Raw genomic sequence first — 24063 nt, 5'->3', positions numbered from 1 at the left:
GTCTCCATTGACACAAATATTATTTGAAGATTCCGATAAATCAAGGTCTAATTCGTTGAAGTCCAGCGGTTGTGTAGGTCTTAGAGGAAATACGTATTTGGTTCTTGGTCACATAATACTCTTCCATAGGTTTCGATCAAGCTTGAAGGTGTAATGAAGCCGTGGAGGTGAAAAGCCATATAGTCTCTATAGACTCGCTGCAGCGGGTTCTTATTATAGGCAAAAATAGATCCAGCCCCAGCTACAAGCTCATCAATTGCTTCCTTGCACAATTGATTGACATATCCGAAATCAGCTTTGACTTTGACGACATCTGCCTGCTCCATTTTTTTCCCTTGCTCTGCAAAGGAATCCATCATATCAACGGCACGGTGAAGATGAAGTTCTGCTGAATCTATTTTCAGCTGGGCATTGGCAATCTGGAAATGGGTGACAGTCGCCTCTGATTGCTTGGAATAATAGGTGTTGCCGATCCCAGCTTTCATCACTCTTTCCATATGGATATCCATTGCTGCCTTGGCCATCCCGAGAGCAGGTGCCACAATGGATAGCGTCAGAGCAGGAACAAATGGTGTCCGGTATACAGGCACGTCCTTAAGTTCCGGTGCGGTGTAATGTCCTTTGCTGGCCAGGCGGTCAAGGGAGACACGGTGTTTTGGCACAAACACATTTTCCAGGCGGACACTATTGCTTCCGGATCCCTTGAGCCCCATGACATTCCAGTCATCAAGGATAGTCGCATCTTTTCTTGGAACGATAATGATTGCCATTTCTTTTCCGCCATTACCATCATCCACCGGTACTCCGAAATAAAGCCAGTCGGCATGCAGACATCCAGATACGAACGGCCACTGCGCTTCCTTGATGAAGTATCCCCCTTCCGTCTCTTCGATATCGATCTTTATCGGCTTGAAGTTGCCAGCAAGGATTGGATTGTCTTTGGTGAATATCTCATCCAATGCTTTTTTGCCGAATGCATAGGACGCCATGAAGCTTCTGATATTGGTCAGGGAGACGAACCATGCCGTTGATCCGCACCCACGGCCGATCTCTGTCACCACATCAACAAATGTCCGCATATTTTCCTGGTAACCATTATAGATTTTTGGCTGGAACACCTTGATGATCCCTTCTTTGGTCAATTCTTCCAACGTTGCTTCCGGCATCCTGCCAATTCTTTCGGTTTCTTCCGCACGTTCTCTCAAGTTTGGTATAAGGGAGCTTGCCCGGCTGACGAGTTCCTCTCTTGTCACTAATGTATCCTGGCTCAAATACAAAACCTCCTATTATTTAGGTAGTATGAAGATTTTCCAGTGCACCTTTCACGAATTCTGCCACCCTGCCCATATGCTTTTCCATTATCCTTGTGGCCATCTCCACATCCCTGTCTTTCAAGGTTTGCAGGATCATCCAATGTTCTGTTTGTGATCTCCGGCGTACCTCTTCCATAAACAAGTCAGTTGGAGTCGTTACATAATTCAGATAGTCCCATAGCTGCTTGGTCATCTTGATCATATAGTCAAGACCCGAGGAGTAAATAATGGCGGAATGGAAATCCACATTCAATTTGGCGTATTGGTCACTGTCCATCCCCGGGTCATCCATCTTCTCCAAGAGCTCTTCCAGCTCCCTGATTTTTTCCTCACTGATCTTGGAAGCACCAATTCCTGTCATATAGGCATCCAGCCGGACGCAGACGAGCAGCCGCTCATAAACTTCCTGCTCATCCGGCCGTTTCACAAATACTCCGACCTGGGGAATGATGTTCAGGAACCCTTCATACTCCAACTGACGGAGTGCCTTATTCACAGGTGTCCGGCTGATGCTCAATTCTTCCATGATCTGATGGACATTGATCGCGCTGTCTGTATGCCAGTGTCCATTCATTATTTGTTGTTTGATATATTTATAGGCTTGATCCTTTTTCATTGCCCCATCGTCCCCTCATTTGTAATCATCTTACTATTCTAGCAAATGGAGGAGATGCAGCGCGAGTATGGCCTACAGTTCTCCGGTGAAGAAGTCTTTGCTGAGTTTGATGAACCTGTCCCTCTGTTCCACTTGGGCCCAGTGCCCACAGCGTTTGAACACATGCAGCTGGGAGTTTTCCAGGTAATCCAGCATATAAAGACTGCTTTCCAGTGGCACAAAGCGGTCTTCCTTGCCATGAATCATCAAGAATTCATGGTCCATCTTTTTGAAAGCGGAAGGCGGGACGGCCAAATCAGACAATGTCGCTCCTGTAAAAGTAGCTTCATAGGACCGGCGCACTTCCGGCTGCAGGAACAGCTCCAGCCTCTCTTCTACGATTTCCTTCAAATCATCCTCCAGAACGCTTTCATCATAGAGGAACCAGCTCAACAGATTTTCAAAGGCTTTTGGATCCGGGTCCTTATGGAAGTTCTGTAACTTCATCAACTCAGGGGTCGGTTCGAAATATCCGCCGCCTGCTCCCATGAGAATGATCTTACCGAAGCGTTCTGGCGCATGCATGAGGAGATGCAGGGAAATGACTCCTCCAAGAGAGTTTCCTACCAGGTTAGCCTTTTCGATGTTCATCTCATCCATTAAATTGATCACCTGATTGACACGTTCCCGAAGCCATACAACTCCGTTCGTCGGAGGGTTTTCTGGATGCTCCGTACGCCCGAACCCGAACATATCCGGCGCTACGACGTGAAAGTTCTCCGTGAATTCCGGCAGAACTTTCTGCCAGTTGCTTTTCCCGCTCACCCCTGGTCCGCTGCCATGCAGGAAAATCAGTGTATCTGTACCTTTCTCCTGCTTGCCGCCTTCCATCACGAACGTTTTGTAATCACCTGTCTGAACCATTTTTGTTTCAATACTTTCTGTTTTTACCGCCATACATACCTTCCTTTCCTGGATCAATTTCCTGTGTACCCTTCTGTCTTCATCTCTTAGAATAGGCTCTCGTCTATTCTCTCGATCTGCCACCTCCAATTATGACTAAAATTTCAATTCTCATTATTGAAATTTTAGTATTCTGTTTATTAAGGACTTTTGTCTTTGTTTTCTTTATGAAATCGCTTTCTATTTACTGACTATAATTTTAGTTTTTATTTTATGAATTGTCAATAATTTTTTTCTCCTATTTTGCAAATTAAAAAAGCTGCCGGGGAATCCCCGGCAGCTTACCATTTAGAAGGTTGACTATTCCATTTATTGCAGGACATTCTGCAGTTTGCCAAGTCCTTCAATCTCTACCATCACTTCATCACCGGCACGCAGCCAATTTCTCTTGTCTTCTTCATACCCCAGAATGACTCCCTCTGGTGTCCCTGTTAAAATGACATCGCCTGGTTCCAGGGTCATATGGTGGGAAATGAAGCTGACAATGTCCTCACAATCAAAGATCATATCACTTGTGTTCGACTGTTGTCTGACTTCCCCATTCACTTTACAGCTAATGGAGAGCGCATTCGCATTTGGTACTTCATCCTTTGTAACAAGATACGGCCCCAATGGGCAGAAGCCGTCCAAATTTTTGCCAAGCAGCCACTGGTTCGTCTGGAATTGCAAATCCCTTGCGGATAAGTCATTAGCAGAACTGTACCCAAAGATATAGTCCCCCGCTGCATCTTTGTCCACATTTTTCGCTTGTTTTCCAATGACCAATGCCAACTCTGCCTCGTAATCTATCTTCTTGGCATGCTCAGGAATGGTGATGGCCTCACCAGATCCGGCCAACGTATTATTATATTTATTGAACAATACCGGCACTTCAGGCGCTTCCATACCTGATTCATCCGCATGTCTTTGATAGTTGAGCCCTACACAGATAATCTTCCCCGGCTTGTCCTCACATGGACCGAATTGAATGGATGTCTCATTGAGATAATCGTCCTTCCCGCTTTCCTTTTCTTCGAGGCGATGTTGAAATCCTGCCCATTTATCTTCATCATTATATAGCTGGATCAACTCATTGATATCCTTCACCATATCCGAGATATCCAAGAGTCCTCCAGCCGTCTTCACTCCAGGTTTCAGGTCCTTCCCCTCAAAATATGTAAAAAACTTCACTTCTCCTCATCCTCTCCTCCATCTTACAGGCCGGGAGAGACTGCTGCCTCTCCTGGCAAGGTCACGCGCTGCTAATGTATTCATTCAACATCCAGTCAGCAATGTCCTGCTTCTTCGGCACTATTCGTCCATGATCTGCGGTAGAACCGTCTTCGAAATCCGCTCATCCAACTCCTCGTGTTCGTAGTAATGAATGGTTTCATATAATTCTTCCCGTGTTTGCATTTGATCTAGCATTCCTTTCTGGCTTCCATTGGTGTAAATTTCTTGGAATACTTTTTCATAGGCTTTAGCTGCCACCCGGAGAGAAGTGACCGGGTAGATGACCATCTGATAGCCGAATTCCTCGAATTCCTCCGCTGTATAATACGGAGTCCGCCCAAATTCCGTCATATTGGCCAGCAGTGGAACGGATACCAGTTGACTCATCTCCAGGAAGTCTTCCTTCTTCGTGAAGGCTTCTGTAAATATGGCATCGGCACCAGCTTCCACGTAGGTCCGAATACGGTCAATTGTTGCTTCCTTCCCTTCTACGGACAACGCGTCTGTTCTTGCTACAATCACCAATGTAGGGGCGATTTCCTTGATGGTCTTGATTTTCTGCGCCATTTCCTCCGCACTGATCAGTTTCTTGCCATTAAGATGGCCGCACTTCTTCGGAAGATCCTGGTCTTCAATCTGCACAGCCGCCACACGTGCTTCCACCATTTCTTTTGCGGTTCTAGCCACATTCAGCACTCCACCGTAGCCTGTATCAATATCTACCAGCAGTGGCAGATCGGCTGCTCGTACAATTTCCCTCGCCCTGTCAGCGACTTCATCCGAGTAGATCATTCCAAGGTCGGGCATGCCGCGGCTCGCTGTATAGGCAGCACCTGATAGGTAAAGGGCCTCAAATCCTACTTTCCTCGCCACCAGGCCCGCCATACCGTCATGTGCACCCGGTATTTTCAAAATGGATGGAGCTTCCATCAGGTCAATAAACTGCTGTGCCAACTCCTGTTGACTCGATTCTTTGTTCACAATCCAAGACATCGTTTTTCCTCCTTTGATTGAGATTCCTTTGCCAGGCAAAAAATACAGAGAACTGTTGGTTTACAGAATGAATGAAGGATTCTAACAAGACTCTGCGCTCAAATAGTATAATTGTATACATTTATTATTTACCTATATAGTATACGAACCTGTGCTCCAAAGTCAATATAATATTCAGTCTTTTAGTAAAAATAAAAAAATGAAACCTATCAATTCTATTGATAGGCCTTTCCCTAATGTACTGATTGTTCACTGTCTGCCAGGTGCCTTTCAATGGAATGGATGGCCGTATTCAGGCTGTGTTCTATGTGCTTCCTCATCAATTCTTCTGCGATATCTGGCTGGCGGGAACGGATGGCTTCGAACATTTCCTTATGCTCAGTGGCCGCTTGTTTGCTTCTGGAGCGGTCATTAGCTGGGCCTATTCTTCGGTATCTTGATAAGTGGTCATTAATTTGGTTCAGCATTTTGACAGCTGTTCTATTCTGACTTATTTCATATAAATGGCGGTGGAACTGGCTGCCATAAGACACGACATCTTTCCATTGATCCGTCTCCGAGGCCTCGATGATCAACTGTGTATATCGCTTCAATATCTCGAGATCCTCCTGTTTTGCTTTTAACGTAGACTCCTTGACAATCAGTCCTTCCAACAGACTTCTGACCGTAAATAACTCCTTCACTTCCCCAATGGATATCGGAGCTACTTTCAAGCGTCCATTGGGAAGCCTGATGACAAGTTCCTCGATTTCCAGCCGCTGCAAAGCTTCCCTTATCGGTGTCCTGCTGATCTCTAGCTCCGTGGCAAGACTTCCTTCATTAATCGACTGCTCCGGTTCGAGGATTCCTTCAATGATTTGCTTTTTTATTTCCGAATAGACAAAGTCCTTGGTGGACAGTCTTCGATTCTTATATGGAGGCATACCTATTAGCTCCTTGAAAAAATGTTAGTAATCAACTATTTTCAAAATATTACTAATATCATACCACTCTTCATCAGGTTGCTGTCAACTATCCCTAACTAGAATAGCAGATTGACACCGCCCAATGCGGCTAGACCGAGCACCAAACGCGCAAAGACTTTCTGCGGAATCAGCGGAAGGAACCTTACACCAGCCAAAGCACCTAAAATAATAGCCGGCACCAACCATACATTAAATAGAATAGAGGATTGATTGATTAAGCCTAGCTGGAGGTAGAATGGTACTTTGATAAGATTGACAAACAGAAAAAACCAGGCAGCTGTACCGACGAATTCCTTTTTCGGCAGTCCCTTGACCAGCAGGTAGACGGCCATCACTCCGCCGGCAGCATTACCTACCATTGTCGTGAATCCGCCAAGAATGCCCATTACTGCGGTGAACCACTTCGATGTCGGCAGCATCTCATTAAACCGCTCCCCCAGCCTATCCCGCCATAAATGAAGGCCGATCATTGCCAGAACAATGATGCCGATCAACGGTTTGAGCTGCTCACTGGTAATGAAGGAGAGGACAAAGTATCCAGCCAGAATACCTGCAAGGACCCATGGAATCAAGGAAATCAGGTATTTCCAGACCACATTTCGGCGGTAATAGGTCACAGCAAACAAATCTCCAGCAAGCAGCATAGGCAGTAATATGCCGACAGACTCCCTTGCAGGAAAAACAAACATCAAAACAGTAACGACCAAGATAACCATATTCGGCAGGCCTGACTTGGAAAAACCGATAAATAGTGCGCAGAGAATGACCGTAAGCCATTCCAATAAAGTTAGCTCAAACATTTATATCCCCCTAGCTTCCATTATTACTCTCAAAACATCATGACATCATCTGGAAATCATTCGTCAAAAAACATATTTATTATCATTGGCAGTTCCTAACAGGAGCTCCATTAATGAGAATCGCTCGTTTCGTGTAAAAAACCGACTATTTCCCAGGAAATAGCCGGTTTTTTGTCTTCTATTGCTTTTCAGCTGCTGTGTTTCCTGTCATCATCTGTCGGACGACCGTTTCCAAGAGATGTGGCAGATGGACAAAGGCGCTTTCCCTATGCAGTCGTTCGGTCCGTTTATGTGCATCTTTGCCAAATGGCCCGATGTTAAGGACAGGTGCCTGCAATTTCAACATGTCTTCGAAAGGGATGGTATAGGCATCCCCCCACACAGGAGCATTTTTCTCAAAGCTCTTCCAGTCCCCATGTTCATCTTTGTAATTGACATAGCTCAAATCAGAAATACCATTGAAGTAATGGACTTGATGCACATCCAAATCCAGATTTTCCTTGGCTGAACCCTTCATCACTTCCAAGATCTTTTTGACCGTCTGGTGCCCTGACGAATTGACCGGTGGATAATAAGGTGTTGCATACAGCAGAACCATTGCCGGTCCGAGTTCCTGGCAGTGCAGCATAAGCTTGTCGACAATCCGGATGGATGTTTCCCGATCATCCCACTCCGGATGTCTGAGAGCATCCTGCCTGAATTCCATTACCTGTTCTTTCCCCAACTTTTTCTCTGCATAGGCGATCAGTTCTTCATACAGGAGAACTTGAACCTCCCCAACCGGTTCCACCTTCTCCCGTTTGCAGATGGCTTGATACCTCCGATTGCATTCCGCAGCTGCTTCCGCTGCTTCTTGACGGAAAATATCCATGACTTCCGAAGCACTTCGCCGCATCAGAAACACATTATACAAGATCTGCGCTCTGTAAGGGGTCTGGGTAGAATATTCCATGGTCATCAGATCCTTTTGCCTTAAGGAAATCGGGAGTGGTGTTTCCTCCCCGAGATCCGTTTCCCGGAACGCCGGATTCCATTCCATTTGCTGGGTCAGAAAAGTAGCCATATAATTGGCTGTCAGACCGCTTAATGGATTTCCTACATGAGTCTCCTGTCCATACAACAAAGCTGCAGGCATGATCTTGCCGATGGACCCGGTATATATGTAATAATTTTCGTCACCAGGCCGCTGGAAAGTCGGTTCACTATTAAGAAATAAACGATAATCCAGGCCATATTCTTCCTTCAATCTGACCAGTTGTGGCACAACTGCCCGCATGCCGACAGAATCCACCTCTTCATCCGGAACCGTAATCAACAGAAGATTCACCGGCCAGTCTTCCGTGCTTGCCTTCTCCAGAAGGGACATATGCAGGGCTAGGCCTGTCTTCATGTCCATTGTTCCGCGGCCAAACAGGTAATCACCTGAGTCGAGGTCACGGAGTGCTTCTTCCGGCAATTCATTCCGGTGATCCATCAAGGCTTTTGTCAGAGCTGCAGGTTCACATGCAAGTTCCTCCAAGTGGCCATATTCCTCTGTATTCACGGTATCAAAATGGCTGATCAGCACAACCGTGTCAACAGCTGATTCATGTTTGTACAGTGCTGTCACCGCATGACGGCCATCCCCTGTTCCCTGAAGCTCAAGCTGTTCCGGATGCTGCTTGAAATATTCCAGGCAGGATAACTTTGCTTCCAATTTATCCGGGAATGTCCTTTCTCCTTCCGTAAGGCTCCGACTCTGCCAACTGACCAGCTCATACAGCAAGTCTTTTAACGCTTCCGGTGTATTCCACATCAACTTTCCCATCAAATACCTCCTTTTACCTGTTGCCCATGGGTGAGCCGCTCAACGATTCGATAAACTTCTCCAGACGATTCATGCCTTCCTCCAGAATGTCCATGGAATAAGCATAAGAAATACGGATGAATCCTTCACCATAATCAGTAAAGGCGCTTCCCGGAACTGCAGCGACTCCAGCTTCTTTGAGGAGTCTGGTACAGAATTCAAAAGAAGGAATCCCGAACTTTTCGATGGATGGGAAAATGTAGAAAGCACCGTTCGGTTTGACAGCGTCCAGTCCCATCTCCGTCAATCGTCGGTAGACAAAATCTCGTCTCCTGATATATTCCTTGTTCATGGCTGCAGGGACATCACGGCAGTTATCCAGGGCCTCGATACCAGCATATTGACTCGGCAAGGAAGCACAAATGGAATTATATAAGTGAACCTTCAGTACATGTTTCATCCATTGGGCAGGCCCCAGGAGGAACCCGATTCTCCAACCGGTCATTGAATGGGATTTGGAGAGTCCATGAACAAGAAAGAAACGGTCCCGAAGCTGGTGGTAGGCCGCGAAGGACATATGCTGTCCGGCAAAGGTGTTCTCACTGTAGATTTCATCGCTGACGATAAATATATCATGTTTCTCAAGCACTTCCACCAGCTGATCCATCAACTGTGGCGGTATCGTCACCCCCGTCGGATTGGACGGATAGTTGAGCAGAACAGCTTTTGTCCGTGGCGTTATCATATTTTCCAAACGTTCTGGGGATGGCAGAAAATCCGTATCCGAAGTATCCAAGTATACAACCTTTGCCCCGCAAAGTTCAATATTCGACTCGTAGGCTGTATAGATGGGAGCTGTAAGAATGACTTCATCTCCATCTGAGAGAATCGTACGGAACACGGAGTCCAATGCTTCACTGGCGCCATTGGTAATGACTATTTCAGTCTCGGGATCATAACGGAAACCATACGTATCCAGGAAGAATCTGGAGGCAGCTTGACGCAGTTCCAATAACCCTGCGTTATGCGAGTAGCCTGTCTGGTTAGATTCAATCGCTTTTACTCCCGCCCTTTTCACCGATTCCGGTGTCGGAAAGTCCGGCTGTCCGATGGTCAAATTCACCGCCTCCGGATAATCCACCAACTGGTTGGAGAATTGCCTGATCCCTGGTACTACCAGCTTTTCTGCTTGTTGATTAATAGATAATGCCATATGTTTCCCCTTCTTTCCTTCAAAGTTACTCGGACTGCTCCGGCAGCCATAGAGATAGTTCTGGGATATAGGTGATTACCAGAAGACAGATAATCATCGATATGATGAACGGAATGACTGCCGTAACAATTTTTTCAAACTTCACTTTCCCCACCGTAGAGGCTACAAACAGATTCACACCCAGTGGTGGAGTAACAAATCCTATAGCCAGATTGGCTACCAGAATGACACCGAAATGAACCGGATCCACTCCAAGTTCCGTCACGACAGGCAGCAATACAGGGGTCAAGATCACCACTGCTGAAATGGTATCAATGAACATGCCTGTCACAAGCAACAGTACATTGATGACCAGCAAAATGAGAATCGGGCTCGACGACAAATCCGTCAGAAAAGCCGATATCTGTGTGGGTATTTGTTCCAATGTCATGAAATAGGCAAACGAAACAGACAACCCGATGATAATCATGGTCGTTGCATTGATGACAATGGTTTGCCTGAATGCCTCATATATGTTCTGCAAATTCAACTCTTTATAGACGAATGCCCCAATGAGCAGCGCATAGACAACGGATACTACCGCCGCCTCAGTCGGGGAGAAAATACCGCCGTAAATCCCCCCAAGGATGATGACTGGTATCAGCAGGGCCCATTTTGCTTCATTGAAGGCCTTGAGCACATCTTTGAAGGTTGCCTTTGTCTCTTCCTGCGGCTTATAGTCATTCTTCTTGGCAATTATGTAAGCGGTAAGCATCAATCCCAATGTAATGATGACACCCGGAAATATGCCCGCAAGGAACATATCACCGACAGATACGCTGGCAGTCACTCCATAAATGACAAATGGAATACTTGGCGGGATGATGACACCGATGGAACCGGCAGCTGCCGGTACAGCTGCGGCAAAACCGCTGCCATAATTCCTGGCGATCATTGCCGGAATCATAAAACCACCTATAGCCGCTACGGTTGCTGGACCTGAACCGGAGATGGCCGCGAAAAACATACATGCCACAATGGTTACCATCGACAAACCGCCGGTCATCCATCCGACCATGGCAGTAGCCAGATCCAATAGCCGCTTGGATACACCGCCTTTTCCCATAAGTACCCCGGCAAGCATAAAGAAAGGAATTGCCAGCAACGGAAACGAATCGAGTGAGGTGAAAGCTTTTTGGACGATAATATCAAGGGGCAGGGTGGAACCGAAGTAGATGGCTACCAATGCGGAGACGCCAAGGGAAAATGCAATTGGGACTCCAATCAGCAGACAGATGAATAATGTTCCAAACAACAGTCCTACACTCATATTGTAACCCCCCCACTATCCTCTTTGCCATAGTTTCCCTTCCAAACCTCTTTCAACTGATACAACAGGCGGATAGTCATGCCAATGGACCCAAGCGGAACAGCCACCATAGGAATCCACATCGGTATTTGCATTGCCGGAGAAACCTGACCGAATTGGATGGTCTGAAGGACGAGCTGTGTTCCGAAGACTGCGAGGAATAGAACCAGACTAAACCAGATGATGACATTTATAGATTCCAACACCTTCCTCGGTTTACCTGATAGCCTTGTAACGAATGCATCGACACGGATGTGCTCCTGCAGCTTCACGGCATAACTTGCTCCGATCCAAACCTGCAAAATATGCAGGTAACGGGCAATTTCTTCGGTCCAGCTGGGAGCTGATTGGAAGATATAGCGGCCGACCACTTGGCCGAAAATGAGGGCAACCATGGCCACGAGGGTAAAGACCAGGAATATTTCTTCAAATCTAGCGAACTTCTTCGCCATGCTGTTCACATCCTTTTAGGAACGGGGAAACCAAGCCAATGGCTTGGTTTCCCCAATTTTTATTCATTTGCGGACTGGGCTTGTTCAATCAAATCCTGTCCGATTTCTTCTTCATATTTTTCATAGACAGGTTGAACGGCATCAATGAATTCCTGACGCTGTTCTTCTGTAAGCTCATTAACTTCCATGCCGTTCTCTTTCAGATCCTCAAGGAACTCGGTGTCCTGCTGTTGAGCAAGTTCACGCTGCTCCTCCCTGAATTCTTCAGCAGCTTCCATCACTAGCTTCTGAAGATCCTCCGGAAGGCTTTGATAGAAGTCATTGTTCATCAGTAGAATCGTAGCCTGATAGACATGGCCGGTAAGTGTCAGATAATCCTGAACTTCATAGAATTTATTGGTGTAGAAGAGCGATATAGGAGCCTCCATCGCATCATAGGTTCCCTGCTGCAAGGCAGTGTATAATTCACCGAAAGCGAATGGTGACGCGTTCATCCCCAACTGTTTGAAGGTGTCGGTGTGCAGCGGGCTTTCCAATGTGCGCATTTTAAGCCCCTGGATATCTTCAAGGGAAGTGACCGGCCCTTCATTATTGGATAGATGGCGGAAACCATTTTCCCCAAATACCAAGCCTTTCATGCCTTCTTCTTCGAGACTGTCAAGAAGTCCTTGTCCCAATTCTCCGTCAAGTGCGGCATAGGCTGCTTCGTAATCATCAAATAAGAATGGCAGATCGAAAACGGAAAAGTCTGGGTTGAAAGAAGCCAACGGTGCAATCGCTGGGATGGTCATTTCCACATTCCCAAGCTGCACTGCTTCAATGGCTTCCCTGTCTGATGGGAAGAGCTGACCATTTGGATAGATTTCTACTTTTAAACGGCCGTCCGATTCTTCTTCCAACTTCTTTTTGAACTCCTCGGCAGCAATATGGGAGGACTGTTCTTCGGATACTAGGTGGGGAATCCTGATGGTATACTGTTCGGAACTCCCTTCACTGCCTTCCTCCCCACTAGCGGACTCTCCGCCTGACGGCCGACCGCATGCCGAAAGTAATAATATTCCTGCTAACAGCATCAATAATAGTTTCTTCATAGTATGCCTCCTGAATTTTTATGGAACATTCGGCCTGAGCAACTGCAGCATGCCGTGTTCTCCTTATAAAGTGCTTTCATGTCGATTGGACATTTATCTTGCCAAAATACGGGTTTCGATGTTTTCCATATGGACAGACATTTGCTTCACCGCCAAGGAAATATCCTGTTTTGCCAGTGCCTTTATGATATCTTCATGTTCCTCACAGGCCAATCCGGCACTCTCATGCAGTGTATTGGATAAAATCAGGAATGCCCGATAGGCACCTGTGTTCATTTGATAAATCAATTCTTTCAGCTTGTTGTTCGGATTAGGGGCAGCCAGCATCAAATGGAATTCCCTGTCCAATTCAATGAACGTATGGTAATCCTCCTGTTCAACGGCCTTCCATTGCGCAGCCATGATTGCTTGGACACTAGCCATTGTTTCTTCATTGAATCTGGCGGCGGTTTTCTCGATGTTATGTATTTCCAGTAGTCGCCGGATTTCCATTGATTGTAAAGAATCTTCCATGGTGAAAGAAGCCACTCTCGCAGATTTTCCTTTCCTCAAATCGACGAGGCCATCCATCTCCAGTCTACGCAGGGCGTCCCTTAACGGCGTTCTGCTGATGCCCAGTTCTTTAGCGAGCCTTTCTTCCGGCAGGTCCTCTTCCGGCAGCAACTCTCCGGAGATGATTTCGTTTCTTAACAAGTGATAAGCCTGATCAGCAAGGGATTCCGCCTGTTTAATTTTCCCCATAATCACTCTCCTCGTAATTTTCTGTATACTGTATACACTAACTTTAAACTATGATACAGTATTTGTAAATAAAAACTTTACATTTTGACGAAATTTGCTGCATAAATATCGATTTTGTTGTATAAATATTTATATTATATCAAAAGGGGGTCCTACGCATTATAGAAAAACTTAAACGGATAATAGGCACAGACAAAGTGAGTACAAACGACACAGAGCTGAGCCGCCACAGCCGGGATGAGTCCTGCCACCCTTCAGCAGATCCATCGATCGTCTGTTTTCCAGAAAACCGCGAAGATATCGAACGCATTCTGCAAACAGCCCGTCAGCAAAGAGTTCCGGTTACAACATTCGGTGCAGGCAGTGGTCTTGAGGGGGGGAGTATCCCAGTTTCTGGAGGCATCGTCTTGAATACGGAGCGGATGAAGCAGATTATTGATTTTTCTCCGGAGGACTTCACAGTAACCGTGGCCCCCGGAGTGACTCGTAAGGAATTGAATCATTTCATCAATAAGCATGGGTTGATGTTCCCGATCGATCCGGGAGCCGACGCATCAATCGGTGGAATGGTTTCCACCAATGCAAGCGGTACGACCGCAGTCAGATATGGGTCGATGCGTGATCAGATTCTCGACCTGGAAGTTGTACTGGCCGATGGCAGAGTCATTCATACCGGCAGCCGGGCAAAGAAGTCCTCATCCGGCTATAACTTGAATGGGCTGCTAGCAGGATCAGAAGGTACATTGGGCATTGTGTCAGAAATAACGCTGCAACTTCACGGCATTCCCGAACATACTGTTTCAGCAAGATGCACCTTCCCTACCCCAAAGGCCTGTGCAGAAGCAGCCAGATTGGTGCTGTTGCATGATATTCCTGTCATGCGGATGGAACTGGTCGATGCAGTAAGTGTGTGTGAAGTGAACCGGTTTGGTGACTACCACTTTCCAGAGAAGCATTCCTTATTCTTGGAGTTTGCAGGAGAAAGGAAGGCAGTGGTTCATCAGGCAGGATTAGTAGAAGAATTGATGGCGGATGCCGGCTGCGGTGACTGGGAGACCGCGGAGGACTCCAAAGAGAGGGCTCTGCTATGGAAAGCCCGCCATGAACTTTCCTATGCCTATCGTCATACTGTCGGGAAAGAGGTGCTCGGCGGGGATGTTTGTGTACCGATTTCCCATCTGCCCGATCTCATCGACTATTCTAGGGAGTTGGCCGAGAGAGCCGGTATGAAGGCAGGTATCTTTGGGCATGTCGGGGACGGAAATTTTCATACGTTGATCGTGTACGACCCAAAAATATCAGAGGAGCAGGAAGCAGCGGAACAAATACTCGAAAAATTGACAATCAGAGCAATCGAGGTCGGTGGCACCTGTACAGGTGAACACGGGGTCGGTATAGGCAAGAGGAAGTTTCAGAAGAAAGAGCATGGTCCTGCACTTGAAGTAATGAAGGAAATGAAGGGATTGTTGGATCCTGAAGGACTCCTCAATCCGGGGAAGATCTTTGAATAAATGTAAAAGCATGGGTGCTCTGCCCCATGCTTTTAGGTAAGTACCCATTTGTACAGCCCGTAGGCCACCCCATCCTGATTGTGGTCTTTGGTCATATGGTCTGCCGCTTCCTTCACTTCCAATTCCGCATTCTCCATGGCAATGGAAGTACCGGCCACTTCAAACATCGACAGATCATTCAAGTTATCACCAATAGCAACCGTTTCGCTTGGAGATACACCAAAGTAATCAGCAATGAATGACAAGGCATTACCTTTAGTTGATTGCGGGTTGCCGACCTCCAATTTCTGCACACCCGACGTAGTGATGGAGATATCCACCCGGCCGGACAACTCCTGCCTCAAATTTTTCAGTTTTTCCGGGTCAAAAGTCAGGACGAAGATTTTATAGACTCCCAAGTTATCATAATCGATGCTTCGGTAATTAGGGACATAGGAAAGCCCCCGTTGCTTGTGCTGGGTATCAATGATATATGCCGCTTCGTCCGGTTCAGGTTTTCCCGTCTTTTCATAAAGCTGACGAGCCTCCTGTTCCAGGAAGTTCCTGCCATTCTCTTCGATATACACTCCTTCATTGGTATAGACTTCATAATAGAGATGGTATCTTTCTGCAAGCTCCATCATTTCCTCTGAAATATGTACCGGGAGCTGCAGGTGTTGGATCACTTCACCAGAATGAAAGGCTACTGCTCCATTACCAGTGATAATTGGACAATCCAGACCTGCATGGTCGAGAAGTTCTTTTGTATCATGTAACGAACGCCCCGAGGAAATCACCACAATATGCCCTAGACTCTGAGCATCCCGGATCGCTTGCCGGTTACCCGTACTGATCGTTCCGTCACTGGAAAGCAGGGTACCGTCCAAATCTATCGCAATCAATTGCATACTATACCACCTCTCTTTACTCATCTTCCGATTATAACGCAAAAGATCCCTGAGGGCTTGTATGGAATGATAGTGATTGATCATTTATGATAGGATAAATAATAAAGGGGGAATGGACAATGACAGATCAAACCATGCAAGTAAAGGTCAATAAGAAGGAATTTCCATTAATCGCCAAGCGAATGATTCACTATAGACAAAGTAAAGTGGTAGAAGCAGTTGATAGAAATGGAAGGTATTACTATTTATTGTTTTATAAGGATCAATTTCTACATGGTGCATCTGCTGATCACATCAAGCTGGGAAGCCATATTCATCGCACATGGAAACATGGCATCCATCTGGATGGTTCTCATCCGCTTACTGCCGAACTGCTCCATAAACGGAACATCTACCCCTTTATCCCCTCCCACTTATGTTTTGAAAAACTCAAGGAAACACGCTCCCATATCGAAACGGCTCTGATTGCCACATTCTCCGACACCTTTTTACCTGACAGCGAAGTCAGCTCCCTTCTCAAGGAAGCATTCTATCATTATCAACGCAAAGGCCAAGTCTTGAAGGCCTACCAGGTTCTCCTGTTAAGTGTCCAAAGGGACCCGAATGATAAATTTGCTTCGGATATGATCCATAAATTAGCTTTCAAACCCTATGAAAAGATGTATCATGATTTAGATAAGATTGCAGATAAGGATCCGTTCCAGTACGAAGCCATCTGCTTTGATGGGATGTCCGATGCTGGAAAGGCTGAAAAGCTCTTGTTCTACTATAAGCAGCAGAATCGCCGAATTGATGAACTTGCTGTAAGGATTCACTTACTCCGCACCCAGTTCTCTGAAGATAACTTTTCTACTGTACAGGATTTGACTGAGCATTTTACGGAAGCACAGCAACTGGAGATTGTAATGGACCTGTATCAGTCATGTGCCCACCCTGCAGTGGCAGAGCAGTTGTCGTGCTCCCTGTTTACAACAGGCACCCCTGACACAATCGTCCATTATGTGATGACCACCGACATTCCCATCCAACAAGAACATATCCCTCTCCTTATTAAGGCACTTGAACAAGCAGATGATGAAGTGCTTCTATCTATTCTAAGCCATCCCAGCAGCCGGCTTTTGGAGATAAGTGCGCATGATCCCCATTTGCTGGAACAATTGGTTTCTCCGTTAGTCACAACATTTTTAGAAAATCACTCCCCTACCGAGATCCTTGATTGGCTGGAACCGATTCAACGGGCCGACCATCAGATCACGACTATCCAAAAATTAAAGAGAATGCAGGAATTGGAGGAAGATCCGGACCGGCAATATGACCTTGGGGAATTATACCTTCATTTCCGCCAGTTAGATCACGCAATGGATTGCTTTACCTGGGTGATGGAACTGTACCCGAAAGACCCCAATCCGGTCCACCACTTAGTGAAAATATGTATGGAAAAAGGTGAAAAAGAAGAAGCATCTGCCTATCAACAGCTACTGGGGCAGATACAGAAATAGTCAGGGATGGGGTTCATTCTCGCCCGCTTTCTTTAATCATAAGGAGATAAGTATCGTAATGATCTAGGAGTCGAATAATAAAGGATAATGATTTTGAGACATTAAAGGAATAATGGTTAACGCACCATTATTTTACGAAGTTAATAACCGTTCTAAATCAGCGTTATTGGCTATACGCTTTCTCAAATATAGAGGTGATAGGATGAAAAGCCAGAAAACAAAACAGACCAATAGAGAAGGACAATCTTCGGAATCAAAGTATATCCAACAGCATCTGGCAAATGAACGTACATACTTGGCTTGGCTGCGAACAGCCATAGCAATCATAGGGGTCGGTTTTCTGGTCACAAATATGCATTATGCGACAGATGTTCAACATTCCCCAAGAACAGATATGTTGGCAAACATCATCGGACTGGCTTCTGTCAGTTTTGGCATGTTTACAATCGTGCTCGCTTTGCTCGGATATATTAAAAAAGCGAAATCCATCAATGACCAGACATTCCACAGCTCGAAGAAGACCCTTGTCCTGACTGGCATATTGATAATTATTATTGCCTTGATATTTGCGGCTTATTTTTTGATGTTGAATTGAAAGACGCCCAACTCGGTGAAGTTGGGCGACTAAATTTGTGAAATGGTACTGAACAGGATGGATGGTTTTGGATGAAGTTACTTCAATTCCAATAGTTTATTTTTTAATTCATTCTCCATACCGAGCAGCTCTTTTTCAGCCTCATTGCGTTTTTGACGACCTTCCGACTGGATTTGCAAGGTTTCTTCAATGGTAGACATCAGATTTTCCTGTGTCTGTTTCAATGTATCAATGTCGACCAACCCTCGTTCATTTTCCTTGGCAGTCTCGATTGAATTGCTTTTCAGCATTTCCGAGTTTTTGACAAGCAGTTCATTGGTCGTCTTGGAAACTTGCTTCTGTGCCTCCACAGCATTGCGCTGGCGAAGAAGTGTCATAGCAATGGCAATCTGATTTTTCCATAATGGAATGGCAGTCAAAATGGACGATTGGATTTTCTCTACCAATGCCTGGTTGGTGTTTTGGATCAATCGGATTTGCGGGGCACTCTGGGTCGTGATTTGACGGCTCAGCTTGAGGTCATGCATCCGCTTATCCAGGCGCTCGGCAAACTGCATCATGTCATTGACTGCCTGGACATCCATCTGATTGCCGGTATGGTCTGCTTTCCGTTTCAATTCGGGAATCAGTTCGGTTTCCAATTCCTCCAGTTTCAACTCACCAGCCGCAATATAGATATTCAAGGCATCAAAATAGTCCTTGTTCTTCTCAAATACCTGCTGGAGCATTTCATTATCCTTGGTCAGTGTACTTTTGTGATGATCCAATTTCACACTGATCCGGTCGATTTGTGCACCTGTCTTCTGGTATTTCGAAAGAATTTCATTAATAGAACCTGAGACTTTGCCAAACATGCGAGCCAGAATCCCGCGTTTTTCCGGCTGCAGTTCATCTGGGTTCACTTGTTCCAGCCGTTTCATCAGATCTTCTAGTATCCTGCCGACTTCCCCGGCATCATTTTGTTGGACGTGTTCCAGCATCGCATGGGAGAAGTCCAGCAGTTTGGACTGTGCTTCTGTCCCGTACTGGGTGATGGCCTGATAGTTGTTCGGATCGATCTGCCGTGCCATCTGGCGTGCCTTTTCTTTGCTTTCTTCCGGCAGCCTGTCCATCAGTTTTGCAGGCTTGTCCTCCTGCAGTTCATTTGTGCTGATATCCTCCGAAGCATCCTGTGCTCCAAAAGGGTTTGCGAGCAAGTCCTCCATCTCTGGCGACTCTCTTCTATTGTTATCCGGCTGATTCATTTAAGCACCCTCCTATCGTTTTTCTTCACCTGTTTATAGGATTGTCTGGCGACATCGAGTTCGAAATTCAATGTATCCATATCATCATCCAGCATGACATGCAAATCCTTTTTCACCATCTCTCCCATCTCCCTAACCGTTCGGCGCGTCTCCTTCAACGATTGAACCATCTCCCTCGATTTTGCCGGCTGGGAGGATAGATAGGCATATTTTTCCGTTAAAGCAACGAGGGAATCCAGGTGCTTATAAAAGAATGATTCAGCCTGGTAGAAGCGTCTCGGCTCTTTCTTCGTATTGGAATAGATCTTGCGGACGGTGAGGAGGATTTCCAAGTTTTCCTTAGCCTGTCCAATGCTGCGCACACTTTTAAGCGACCGTTGCAGTCTTGCTATTTTCGGTTTGGCTTCCTTCAAATTCTCTTTGATATATTTATATTCCTTCCGGCTCAGACCTTGCCGCTTCAATCCGCGGTAATCGGTGATTTGTTTGGCTGACAGATAGGCGGTTCCGCCGCCTAGTAACCCGTATGCCCCTGACATCAGCATTGCAGCCTCAAAGCCGAAGAAACTGATCAGAGCAGTGAGAACCGCAGCAGACGCGGCAAATGTGGAACGGAGCATAAACTGGAAAAATGCCTTCATTTTCGCTTCACTCCCGTGGGGTATATAAAACACGTAGGTGTGTTCTCCTTTAATTTCCTCTTCCCCTATTCATACGGAGCAAACAGGGAAAAGGTTTCACTTCTATTATAAAACAAACCGACGAAAGCCCCAACAAATTTCTCAGTACGAGCTTATATCCAGTTTTTCCGGAAACAGACAGAGAAAAACATATAAATATCCGGAAAATTCCTTTAAAATGGATAATAACTGAATGGACCACTATACTCTTCATGGAGGTGGAATGATGGCTGTCCGAATCGGCATTGATGCAGGAGGAACACTGACAAAGGTAGCCTATGAAGAAAAGGAGCGAATCCATGTCAAAACCTACCCGAATGGGCAGATGGAACGCCTCCTACACTGGCTGCAGTTCACCTTTCCCGAGACCCGGTTGGTAGTGACCGGAGGGAACAGCAGCCTAATCAAAGAGAATTCCGGTCACCAGGTGGAAACTGTTGATGAATTCACCGCATTGACAGATGGAACACGCTACTTGCTGACAGAAGAGAAGCTGGATGCCATAAAAGACTTCATCCTGGTCAGCATCGGGACCGGAACTTCCATATTCCGGGTGACCCCTGATAGCTATGAACGGCTGCTTGGCAGTGGAATCGGTGGCGGAACCTGGTATGGGTTGAGTATCCGGCTGACGGGTGAGCGGAAGTTTCCGGAACTGGTGAAACTTGCGAAAGACGGTGACAGAAGCAGGAATGATTTATTGGTCAAGGATATCTATTCCGGTGGAGAGGCACCGCCTATTTCCGGGGAACTGACCGCAGCTAATTTCGGCAAGGCGCATATCATGGAAGATGCCACACCTGCAGATCATATGGCCAGTTTGACCCAGTTTGTCGGAGAGACGCTCATCATGCTCGCCGGCCAGGCAGCGGCCGCTCAGGAAGTTGAAACCATCGTCTTCACCGGCAGCACGCTTAACGGGAACATCCCGCTGAAGAATGTTCTCTCGGGATTTCAGGACATGCTGCCATATGATCCGGTCTTTCTTGACCGCGGCGGACATGCCGGTGCTATCGGATGCTTGCTGGTGTAAGTCGGGCTGGCGGCGCACGAGTGCGGTGCATTGACGCCCGAGTATGCGGCGTTGCGGCACGAGTGGCGGGTGCTGGGGCCCGAGTGAGCGTGTTGCGGCACGAGTGCGGTGCATTGACGCCCGAGTAAGATACTATTACATAGTTACTTGAACAATTGAATGGAAAGGCGGATGGTTTATGAAATACGCAATCTATCAGATGGAAGTGGTGGCGGCAGATCCTGAGGAGAACCGTCGCCGTGTAGAAGAGTGGGTGACAGAGACGGTTAAGCGGGGGGATCCTGATACACTTGTCCTTCCTGAAATGTGGAATACCGGATATGCGCTGGATAAGCTGGAAGAGACGGCGGATCGTAAGGAAGAACCAAGTGCATCTTTTCTGAGCGAGTTGGCGAAAAAGCATCAGGTCAATATCATCGGCGGTTCCATTGGCAATAAAAAAGACGGTCGATTCTATAACACCAACCTTGTCTTCAATCGTGCGGGGGAACGGGTCTATCAGTATGATAAAATCCACCTTGTCCCGATGTTGAATGAACCGAAGTACTTGGCAGGTGGACGGGAAAAAGTGCAGACATTTGAACTGGATGGCGTGAAAATGGGACTGATCATCTGCTATGACCTCCGCTTCCCGGAGCTTGCACGTCAGCTGGCATTATTGGATGCACAGGTGCTGCACATTGTAGCGGAATGGCCATCAGCGAGAACGGATCACTGGAAGTACCTCCAACTGGCACGAGCGATTGAAAATCAATTCTTCGTCGTCTCCTGCAATGTAGTCGGCTCCCACGAAGGAACTGATTTTGCAGGGAACTCGATGGTCACCGATCCGTGGGGCAATGAACTTGCTGTTGGAAGCAACAGCGGAATAGAGACCCTCAGAGCAGAACTGGACCTTTCATCCGTCGAAAAAATCAGGGAGGATGTACCTGTATTCGATAGCCGTGTGCCAGAGATGTATGACTGACGGCAAGTCCCCCCTGAAAGGAATGATGATAGAAAGTGAAAAGAACCATGTACACCGTTTAGGAGAGTGAAATCATGCAGCAATTCGAACAATCAGAGACATTGAAACGGCTGCCGGAGCAGTTTTTTGCCAGCTTGGTTAAAAAAGTACAGCGGCTGAAAGACCAAGGCCATGATGTCATCAACCTCGGGCAGGGAAATCCCGATTTGCCGACACCGGATCATATTGTGGAAGAGCTGAAGCAATCTGCCGGGATTCCGGAATACCATAAATATTCCCCATTCCGCGGGCAGCCCTTCCTGAAAAAAGCGATCGCTGAGTTCTATCAGCGGGAATATGGAGTGGAGCTGGATCCTGAGAGTGAGGTCGCGATCATGGCCGGGGCCAAAACAGGGTTGGTGGAAATCAGCCAATGCCTGTTGAATCCTGGGGATACCGCTCTCCTGCCTGACCCCGGTTATCCGGATTATATGTCAGGAATTGCCCTGGCAGGCGCTGAATCTGCGTTCATGCCATTGACGGCAGAGAACGGCTTTTTACCCGATTACGAGGCATTGAGTAACGAGGATCTCGAGAAAGCCAAACTGATGTTTTTAAATTACCCGAACAACCCGACTTCTGGTACAGCTACAGAAGAGTTTTTCCAGGAAACCATAGAGGTTGCCAACAAGCATAACATCTGTGTGGTCCATGACTTTGCCTATGGTGCCATCGGGTTTGACGGCAAAAAACCCCTCAGCTTCCTTCAATTTGACGGTGCCAAGGATGTCGGTGTCGAGATGTACACCTTGTCGAAAACGTATAATATGGCCGGGTGGCGTGTCGCTTTCGCTGTCGGAAATCCATCGGTCATCGAGAGCATCAATCTCATACAGGACCATTTATATGTAAGTCTGTTCAGTTCCATCCAACAGGCTGCAGAGAAAGCACTGACGGCTGACCAGACAGCAGTCGATCAACTGGTGGAAACCTATGAAAAAAGAAGAGATGTTTTTGTGGACAAACTTCATTCCATCGGCTGGAAGGTGGAAGCACCAAAAGGTACATTCTTCTCTTGGCTGCCCATTCCGGAAGGTTATACCTCCCAGCAATTCGCCGACCTCCTGTTGGAAAAAGCCCATGTGGCGGTCGCTCCAGGTAATGGTTTCGGGGAACAGGGAGAAGGTTATGTTCGAGTCGGCCTCCTCGACAGCGAAGAAAGGCTTGCTGAAGCGGCAGAACGGATTGGCAAACTCGGTCTGTTCTAGTAATCCCATCCATATATCCAATAGAAAGGCTGTGCTCCCCCTCCAAGGGAAACACAGCCTCTTTCATTTCTTTATTCCGTCATCCATTGTGGTTTGCCAAATCCTTTGAATTCCTCATCAATGATTTCTTCAAATTCTGGTGATTCGATGACTTCCTTGATATCCTGAATCCATTCACTGTCAAGATCCTCTGTATTCACTACCACACGATTGCGGTAGTCATCAGGCATATCTTCCAGCGCGAGGGCGTCAAGCAGATCCATACCAGCAGCAAGGGCGAAGTTGCCTGGCACGGTTGCCAAGTCTTCACTATCAGCTGTACGTGGTAATTGGCCTGCTTCAATTTCTTTGAACTGCAGATCCTTCGGGTTCTCGGCGATATCGTCAAGACTTGCCCGCAACTGGTCGACCTCCTCATCGAGAGTGATCAGCCCTTCATCTTCCAGCATGATCAGTGTACGTGCCAAATTCGTAGGGTCATTGGCAATCGTGATGTTGCTTCCATCCTCAATATCCTCGATGGAATCATAAGTGTTGGAATACAGTCCCATCGGTGCAGTCGGCACGATTTTCACTTCAGACAAGTCCATGCCGTTTTCTTCTGCAAACGATTCATAATATAGCTTGTGCTGGAACAGGTTGGCATCAATATCTCCGTTATGCAAGGCATTGTTCGGCTGGATATAGTCACTGAATTCTGTATTCTCGACAGTGTACCCTTTTTCTTCCAGCAATGGTTTCAGCGCTTTATTGACCATATCACTGTACGGTCCGGATGTGGCACCGAAGCGTATGGTGTCCTTTCCACCTTCATCGGCACCTGAAGCACTTTCTTCTCCTCCGCCGCATGCAGCCAATACTAATAATGCGAGTAATGTAAGAATAATTCCCAGTTGTCTTTTCATTTAATTTCCTCCTCAGTGGGTGT

General features: G+C 46.7%; 23 protein-coding genes. 6 read left to right on the top strand and 17 right to left on the bottom strand.

Annotated elements, in window-relative coordinates:
- Window positions 1–80 precede the first annotated feature (80 nt).
- From ACFOGI_RS16325 to ACFOGI_RS16265, 13 genes are all read right to left on the bottom strand, one after another.
- On the bottom strand, window positions 81–1271 hold the full coding sequence (locus ACFOGI_RS16325) for an acyl-CoA dehydrogenase family protein (RefSeq protein WP_390274911.1): 1191 nt from the start codon (window positions 1269–1271) through the stop codon (window positions 81–83).
- A 19-nt stretch (window positions 1272–1290) separates the two neighbouring features.
- The gene (locus ACFOGI_RS16320; protein WP_390274909.1) at window positions 1291–1929 is read right to left on the bottom strand and encodes a GntR family transcriptional regulator; all 639 of its coding nucleotides are present in this window, start codon (window positions 1927–1929) and stop codon (window positions 1291–1293) included.
- 72 nt (window positions 1930–2001) lie between these two features.
- Window positions 2002–2865 (bottom strand): alpha/beta fold hydrolase, encoded by an 864-nt coding sequence (locus ACFOGI_RS16315; protein ID WP_390274906.1) that lies wholly within the window; start codon window positions 2863–2865, stop codon window positions 2002–2004.
- 315 nt (window positions 2866–3180) lie between these two features.
- Window positions 3181–4041: a fumarylacetoacetate hydrolase family protein gene (locus ACFOGI_RS16310; protein WP_390274903.1), complete on the bottom strand. Its 861-nt coding sequence runs from the start codon at window positions 4039–4041 to the stop codon at window positions 3181–3183.
- A gap of 120 nt (window positions 4042–4161) precedes the next feature.
- Window positions 4162–5076, bottom strand: coding sequence for a methylisocitrate lyase (gene prpB, locus ACFOGI_RS16305; RefSeq protein ID WP_390274900.1), 915 nt, complete (start codon window positions 5074–5076; stop codon window positions 4162–4164).
- A 233-nt stretch (window positions 5077–5309) separates the two neighbouring features.
- Window positions 5310–5999 (bottom strand): GntR family transcriptional regulator, encoded by a 690-nt coding sequence (locus ACFOGI_RS16300; protein ID WP_390274898.1) that lies wholly within the window; start codon window positions 5997–5999, stop codon window positions 5310–5312.
- A 98-nt stretch (window positions 6000–6097) separates the two neighbouring features.
- Window positions 6098–6841 (bottom strand): sulfite exporter TauE/SafE family protein, encoded by a 744-nt coding sequence (locus ACFOGI_RS16295; protein ID WP_390274896.1) that lies wholly within the window; start codon window positions 6839–6841, stop codon window positions 6098–6100.
- 178 nt (window positions 6842–7019) lie between these two features.
- Entirely contained in the window at window positions 7020–8648 is a 1629-nt protein-coding gene (locus ACFOGI_RS16290) for a M20/M25/M40 family metallo-hydrolase (RefSeq protein WP_390274893.1), read from the bottom strand.
- Between the two features lie 13 nt (window positions 8649–8661).
- On the bottom strand, window positions 8662–9840 hold the full coding sequence (locus tag ACFOGI_RS16285) for an aminotransferase class I/II-fold pyridoxal phosphate-dependent enzyme (protein WP_390274889.1): 1179 nt from the start codon (window positions 9838–9840) through the stop codon (window positions 8662–8664).
- 25 nt (window positions 9841–9865) lie between these two features.
- Complete coding sequence (locus ACFOGI_RS16280; RefSeq protein WP_390274887.1) at window positions 9866–11149, bottom strand: TRAP transporter large permease; 1284 nt, start codon at window positions 11147–11149, stop codon at window positions 9866–9868.
- Complete coding sequence (locus ACFOGI_RS16275; protein ID WP_390274884.1) at window positions 11146–11640, bottom strand: TRAP transporter small permease; 495 nt, start codon at window positions 11638–11640, stop codon at window positions 11146–11148. Before ACFOGI_RS16275 ends, ACFOGI_RS16280 begins: the two co-directional genes overlap by 4 nt.
- 59 nt (window positions 11641–11699) lie before the next feature.
- Window positions 11700–12731, bottom strand: coding sequence for a DctP family TRAP transporter solute-binding subunit (locus ACFOGI_RS16270; RefSeq protein ID WP_390274881.1), 1032 nt, complete (start codon window positions 12729–12731; stop codon window positions 11700–11702).
- Between the two features lie 93 nt (window positions 12732–12824).
- Window positions 12825–13472 (bottom strand): GntR family transcriptional regulator, encoded by a 648-nt coding sequence (locus tag ACFOGI_RS16265; protein WP_390274879.1) that lies wholly within the window; start codon window positions 13470–13472, stop codon window positions 12825–12827.
- 197 nt (window positions 13473–13669) lie between these two features.
- Here ACFOGI_RS16265 and ACFOGI_RS16260 point away from each other — a divergent pair, with 197 nt between their 5' ends.
- Window positions 13670–14983: an FAD-binding oxidoreductase gene (locus ACFOGI_RS16260; RefSeq protein WP_390274877.1), complete on the top strand. Its 1314-nt coding sequence runs from the start codon at window positions 13670–13672 to the stop codon at window positions 14981–14983.
- Window positions 14984–15015: 32 nt separating this feature from the next.
- Here ACFOGI_RS16260 and ACFOGI_RS16255 read toward each other — a convergent pair whose 3' ends face one another.
- Window positions 15016–15870, bottom strand: a complete 855-nt coding sequence (locus ACFOGI_RS16255) for a Cof-type HAD-IIB family hydrolase (RefSeq protein WP_390274875.1) — start codon at window positions 15868–15870, stop codon at window positions 15016–15018.
- Window positions 15871–15989: 119 nt separating this feature from the next.
- On the opposite strand from ACFOGI_RS16255, the gene ACFOGI_RS16800 reads away from it, so the two are divergent.
- On the top strand, window positions 15990–17369 hold the full coding sequence (locus tag ACFOGI_RS16800; RefSeq protein ID WP_449366819.1) for a tetratricopeptide repeat protein: 1380 nt from the start codon (window positions 15990–15992) through the stop codon (window positions 17367–17369).
- A gap of 202 nt (window positions 17370–17571) precedes the next feature.
- Window positions 17572–17964 (top strand): YidH family protein, encoded by a 393-nt coding sequence (locus ACFOGI_RS16250; protein ID WP_390274873.1) that lies wholly within the window; start codon window positions 17572–17574, stop codon window positions 17962–17964.
- A gap of 77 nt (window positions 17965–18041) precedes the next feature.
- Here the strand turns inward: ACFOGI_RS16250 and ACFOGI_RS16245 are convergent, their stop codons facing one another.
- Entirely contained in the window at window positions 18042–19208 is a 1167-nt protein-coding gene (locus ACFOGI_RS16245; protein ID WP_390274871.1) for a toxic anion resistance protein, read from the bottom strand.
- Window positions 19205–19849 carry a 5-bromo-4-chloroindolyl phosphate hydrolysis family protein gene (locus tag ACFOGI_RS16240; RefSeq protein WP_390274869.1) on the bottom strand — a complete coding sequence of 215 codons (645 nt, stop codon included), beginning with the start codon at window positions 19847–19849 and terminating at the stop codon, window positions 19205–19207. Before ACFOGI_RS16240 ends, ACFOGI_RS16245 begins: the two co-directional genes overlap by 4 nt.
- A 265-nt stretch (window positions 19850–20114) precedes the next feature.
- Between ACFOGI_RS16240 and coaW the strand changes: the two genes are divergently transcribed.
- From coaW to ACFOGI_RS16225, 3 genes are all read left to right on the top strand, one after another.
- On the top strand, window positions 20115–20921 hold the full coding sequence (gene coaW / locus ACFOGI_RS16235) for a type II pantothenate kinase (RefSeq protein WP_390274867.1): 807 nt from the start codon (window positions 20115–20117) through the stop codon (window positions 20919–20921).
- A gap of 178 nt (window positions 20922–21099) precedes the next feature.
- Window positions 21100–21888 carry a carbon-nitrogen family hydrolase gene (locus ACFOGI_RS16230; protein WP_390274865.1) on the top strand — a complete coding sequence of 263 codons (789 nt, stop codon included), beginning with the start codon at window positions 21100–21102 and terminating at the stop codon, window positions 21886–21888.
- 74 nt (window positions 21889–21962) lie between these two features.
- Window positions 21963–23135 carry a pyridoxal phosphate-dependent aminotransferase gene (locus ACFOGI_RS16225; protein ID WP_390274863.1) on the top strand — a complete coding sequence of 391 codons (1173 nt, stop codon included), beginning with the start codon at window positions 21963–21965 and terminating at the stop codon, window positions 23133–23135.
- 71 nt (window positions 23136–23206) lie between these two features.
- Here ACFOGI_RS16225 and ACFOGI_RS16220 read toward each other — a convergent pair whose 3' ends face one another.
- Complete coding sequence (locus ACFOGI_RS16220) at window positions 23207–24040, bottom strand: MetQ/NlpA family ABC transporter substrate-binding protein (RefSeq protein WP_390274860.1); 834 nt, start codon at window positions 24038–24040, stop codon at window positions 23207–23209.
- Between the last annotated feature and the right edge of the window lie 23 nt (window positions 24041–24063).

Origin of the sequence: Virgibacillus xinjiangensis (genome assembly GCF_042643145.1) — a bacterium.
GTDB lineage: Bacteria > Bacillota > Bacilli > Bacillales > Amphibacillaceae > Virgibacillus_O > Virgibacillus_O xinjiangensis.
The sequence above is the reverse complement of the archived record's forward strand: the minus strand, read 5'-3'. Positions and strand labels throughout refer to the sequence as shown.

Coding starts and splice junctions, on each gene's coding strand:
- ACFOGI_RS16300 (WP_390274898.1), bottom strand. CDS start 5,999: ATGCCTCCATATAAGAATCGAAGACTGTCCACCAAGGACTTTGTCTAT.
- ACFOGI_RS16315 (WP_390274906.1), bottom strand. CDS start 2,865: ATGGCGGTAAAAACAGAAAGTATTGAAACAAAAATGGTTCAGACAGGT.
- ACFOGI_RS16275 (WP_390274884.1), bottom strand. CDS start 11,640: ATGGCGAAGAAGTTCGCTAGATTTGAAGAAATATTCCTGGTCTTTACC.
- ACFOGI_RS16240 (WP_390274869.1), bottom strand. CDS start 19,849: ATGAAGGCATTTTTCCAGTTTATGCTCCGTTCCACATTTGCCGCGTCT.
- ACFOGI_RS16290 (WP_390274893.1), bottom strand. CDS start 8,648: ATGGGAAAGTTGATGTGGAATACACCGGAAGCGTTAAAAGACTTGCTG.
- ACFOGI_RS16230 (WP_390274865.1), top strand. CDS start 21,100: ATGAAATACGCAATCTATCAGATGGAAGTGGTGGCGGCAGATCCTGAG.
- prpB (WP_390274900.1), bottom strand. CDS start 5,076: ATGTCTTGGATTGTGAACAAAGAATCGAGTCAACAGGAGTTGGCACAG.
- ACFOGI_RS16280 (WP_390274887.1), bottom strand. CDS start 11,149: ATGAGTGTAGGACTGTTGTTTGGAACATTATTCATCTGTCTGCTGATT.
- ACFOGI_RS16285 (WP_390274889.1), bottom strand. CDS start 9,840: ATGGCATTATCTATTAATCAACAAGCAGAAAAGCTGGTAGTACCAGGG.
- coaW (WP_390274867.1), top strand. CDS start 20,115: ATGGCTGTCCGAATCGGCATTGATGCAGGAGGAACACTGACAAAGGTA.
- ACFOGI_RS16270 (WP_390274881.1), bottom strand. CDS start 12,731: ATGAAGAAACTATTATTGATGCTGTTAGCAGGAATATTATTACTTTCG.
- ACFOGI_RS16800 (WP_449366819.1), top strand. CDS start 15,990: ATGACAGATCAAACCATGCAAGTAAAGGTCAATAAGAAGGAATTTCCA.
- ACFOGI_RS16320 (WP_390274909.1), bottom strand. CDS start 1,929: ATGAAAAAGGATCAAGCCTATAAATATATCAAACAACAAATAATGAAT.
- ACFOGI_RS16250 (WP_390274873.1), top strand. CDS start 17,572: ATGAAAAGCCAGAAAACAAAACAGACCAATAGAGAAGGACAATCTTCG.
- ACFOGI_RS16220 (WP_390274860.1), bottom strand. CDS start 24,040: ATGAAAAGACAACTGGGAATTATTCTTACATTACTCGCATTATTAGTA.
- ACFOGI_RS16255 (WP_390274875.1), bottom strand. CDS start 15,870: ATGCAATTGATTGCGATAGATTTGGACGGTACCCTGCTTTCCAGTGAC.
- ACFOGI_RS16245 (WP_390274871.1), bottom strand. CDS start 19,208: ATGAATCAGCCGGATAACAATAGAAGAGAGTCGCCAGAGATGGAGGAC.
- ACFOGI_RS16295 (WP_390274896.1), bottom strand. CDS start 6,841: ATGTTTGAGCTAACTTTATTGGAATGGCTTACGGTCATTCTCTGCGCA.
- ACFOGI_RS16225 (WP_390274863.1), top strand. CDS start 21,963: ATGCAGCAATTCGAACAATCAGAGACATTGAAACGGCTGCCGGAGCAG.
- ACFOGI_RS16265 (WP_390274879.1), bottom strand. CDS start 13,472: ATGGGGAAAATTAAACAGGCGGAATCCCTTGCTGATCAGGCTTATCAC.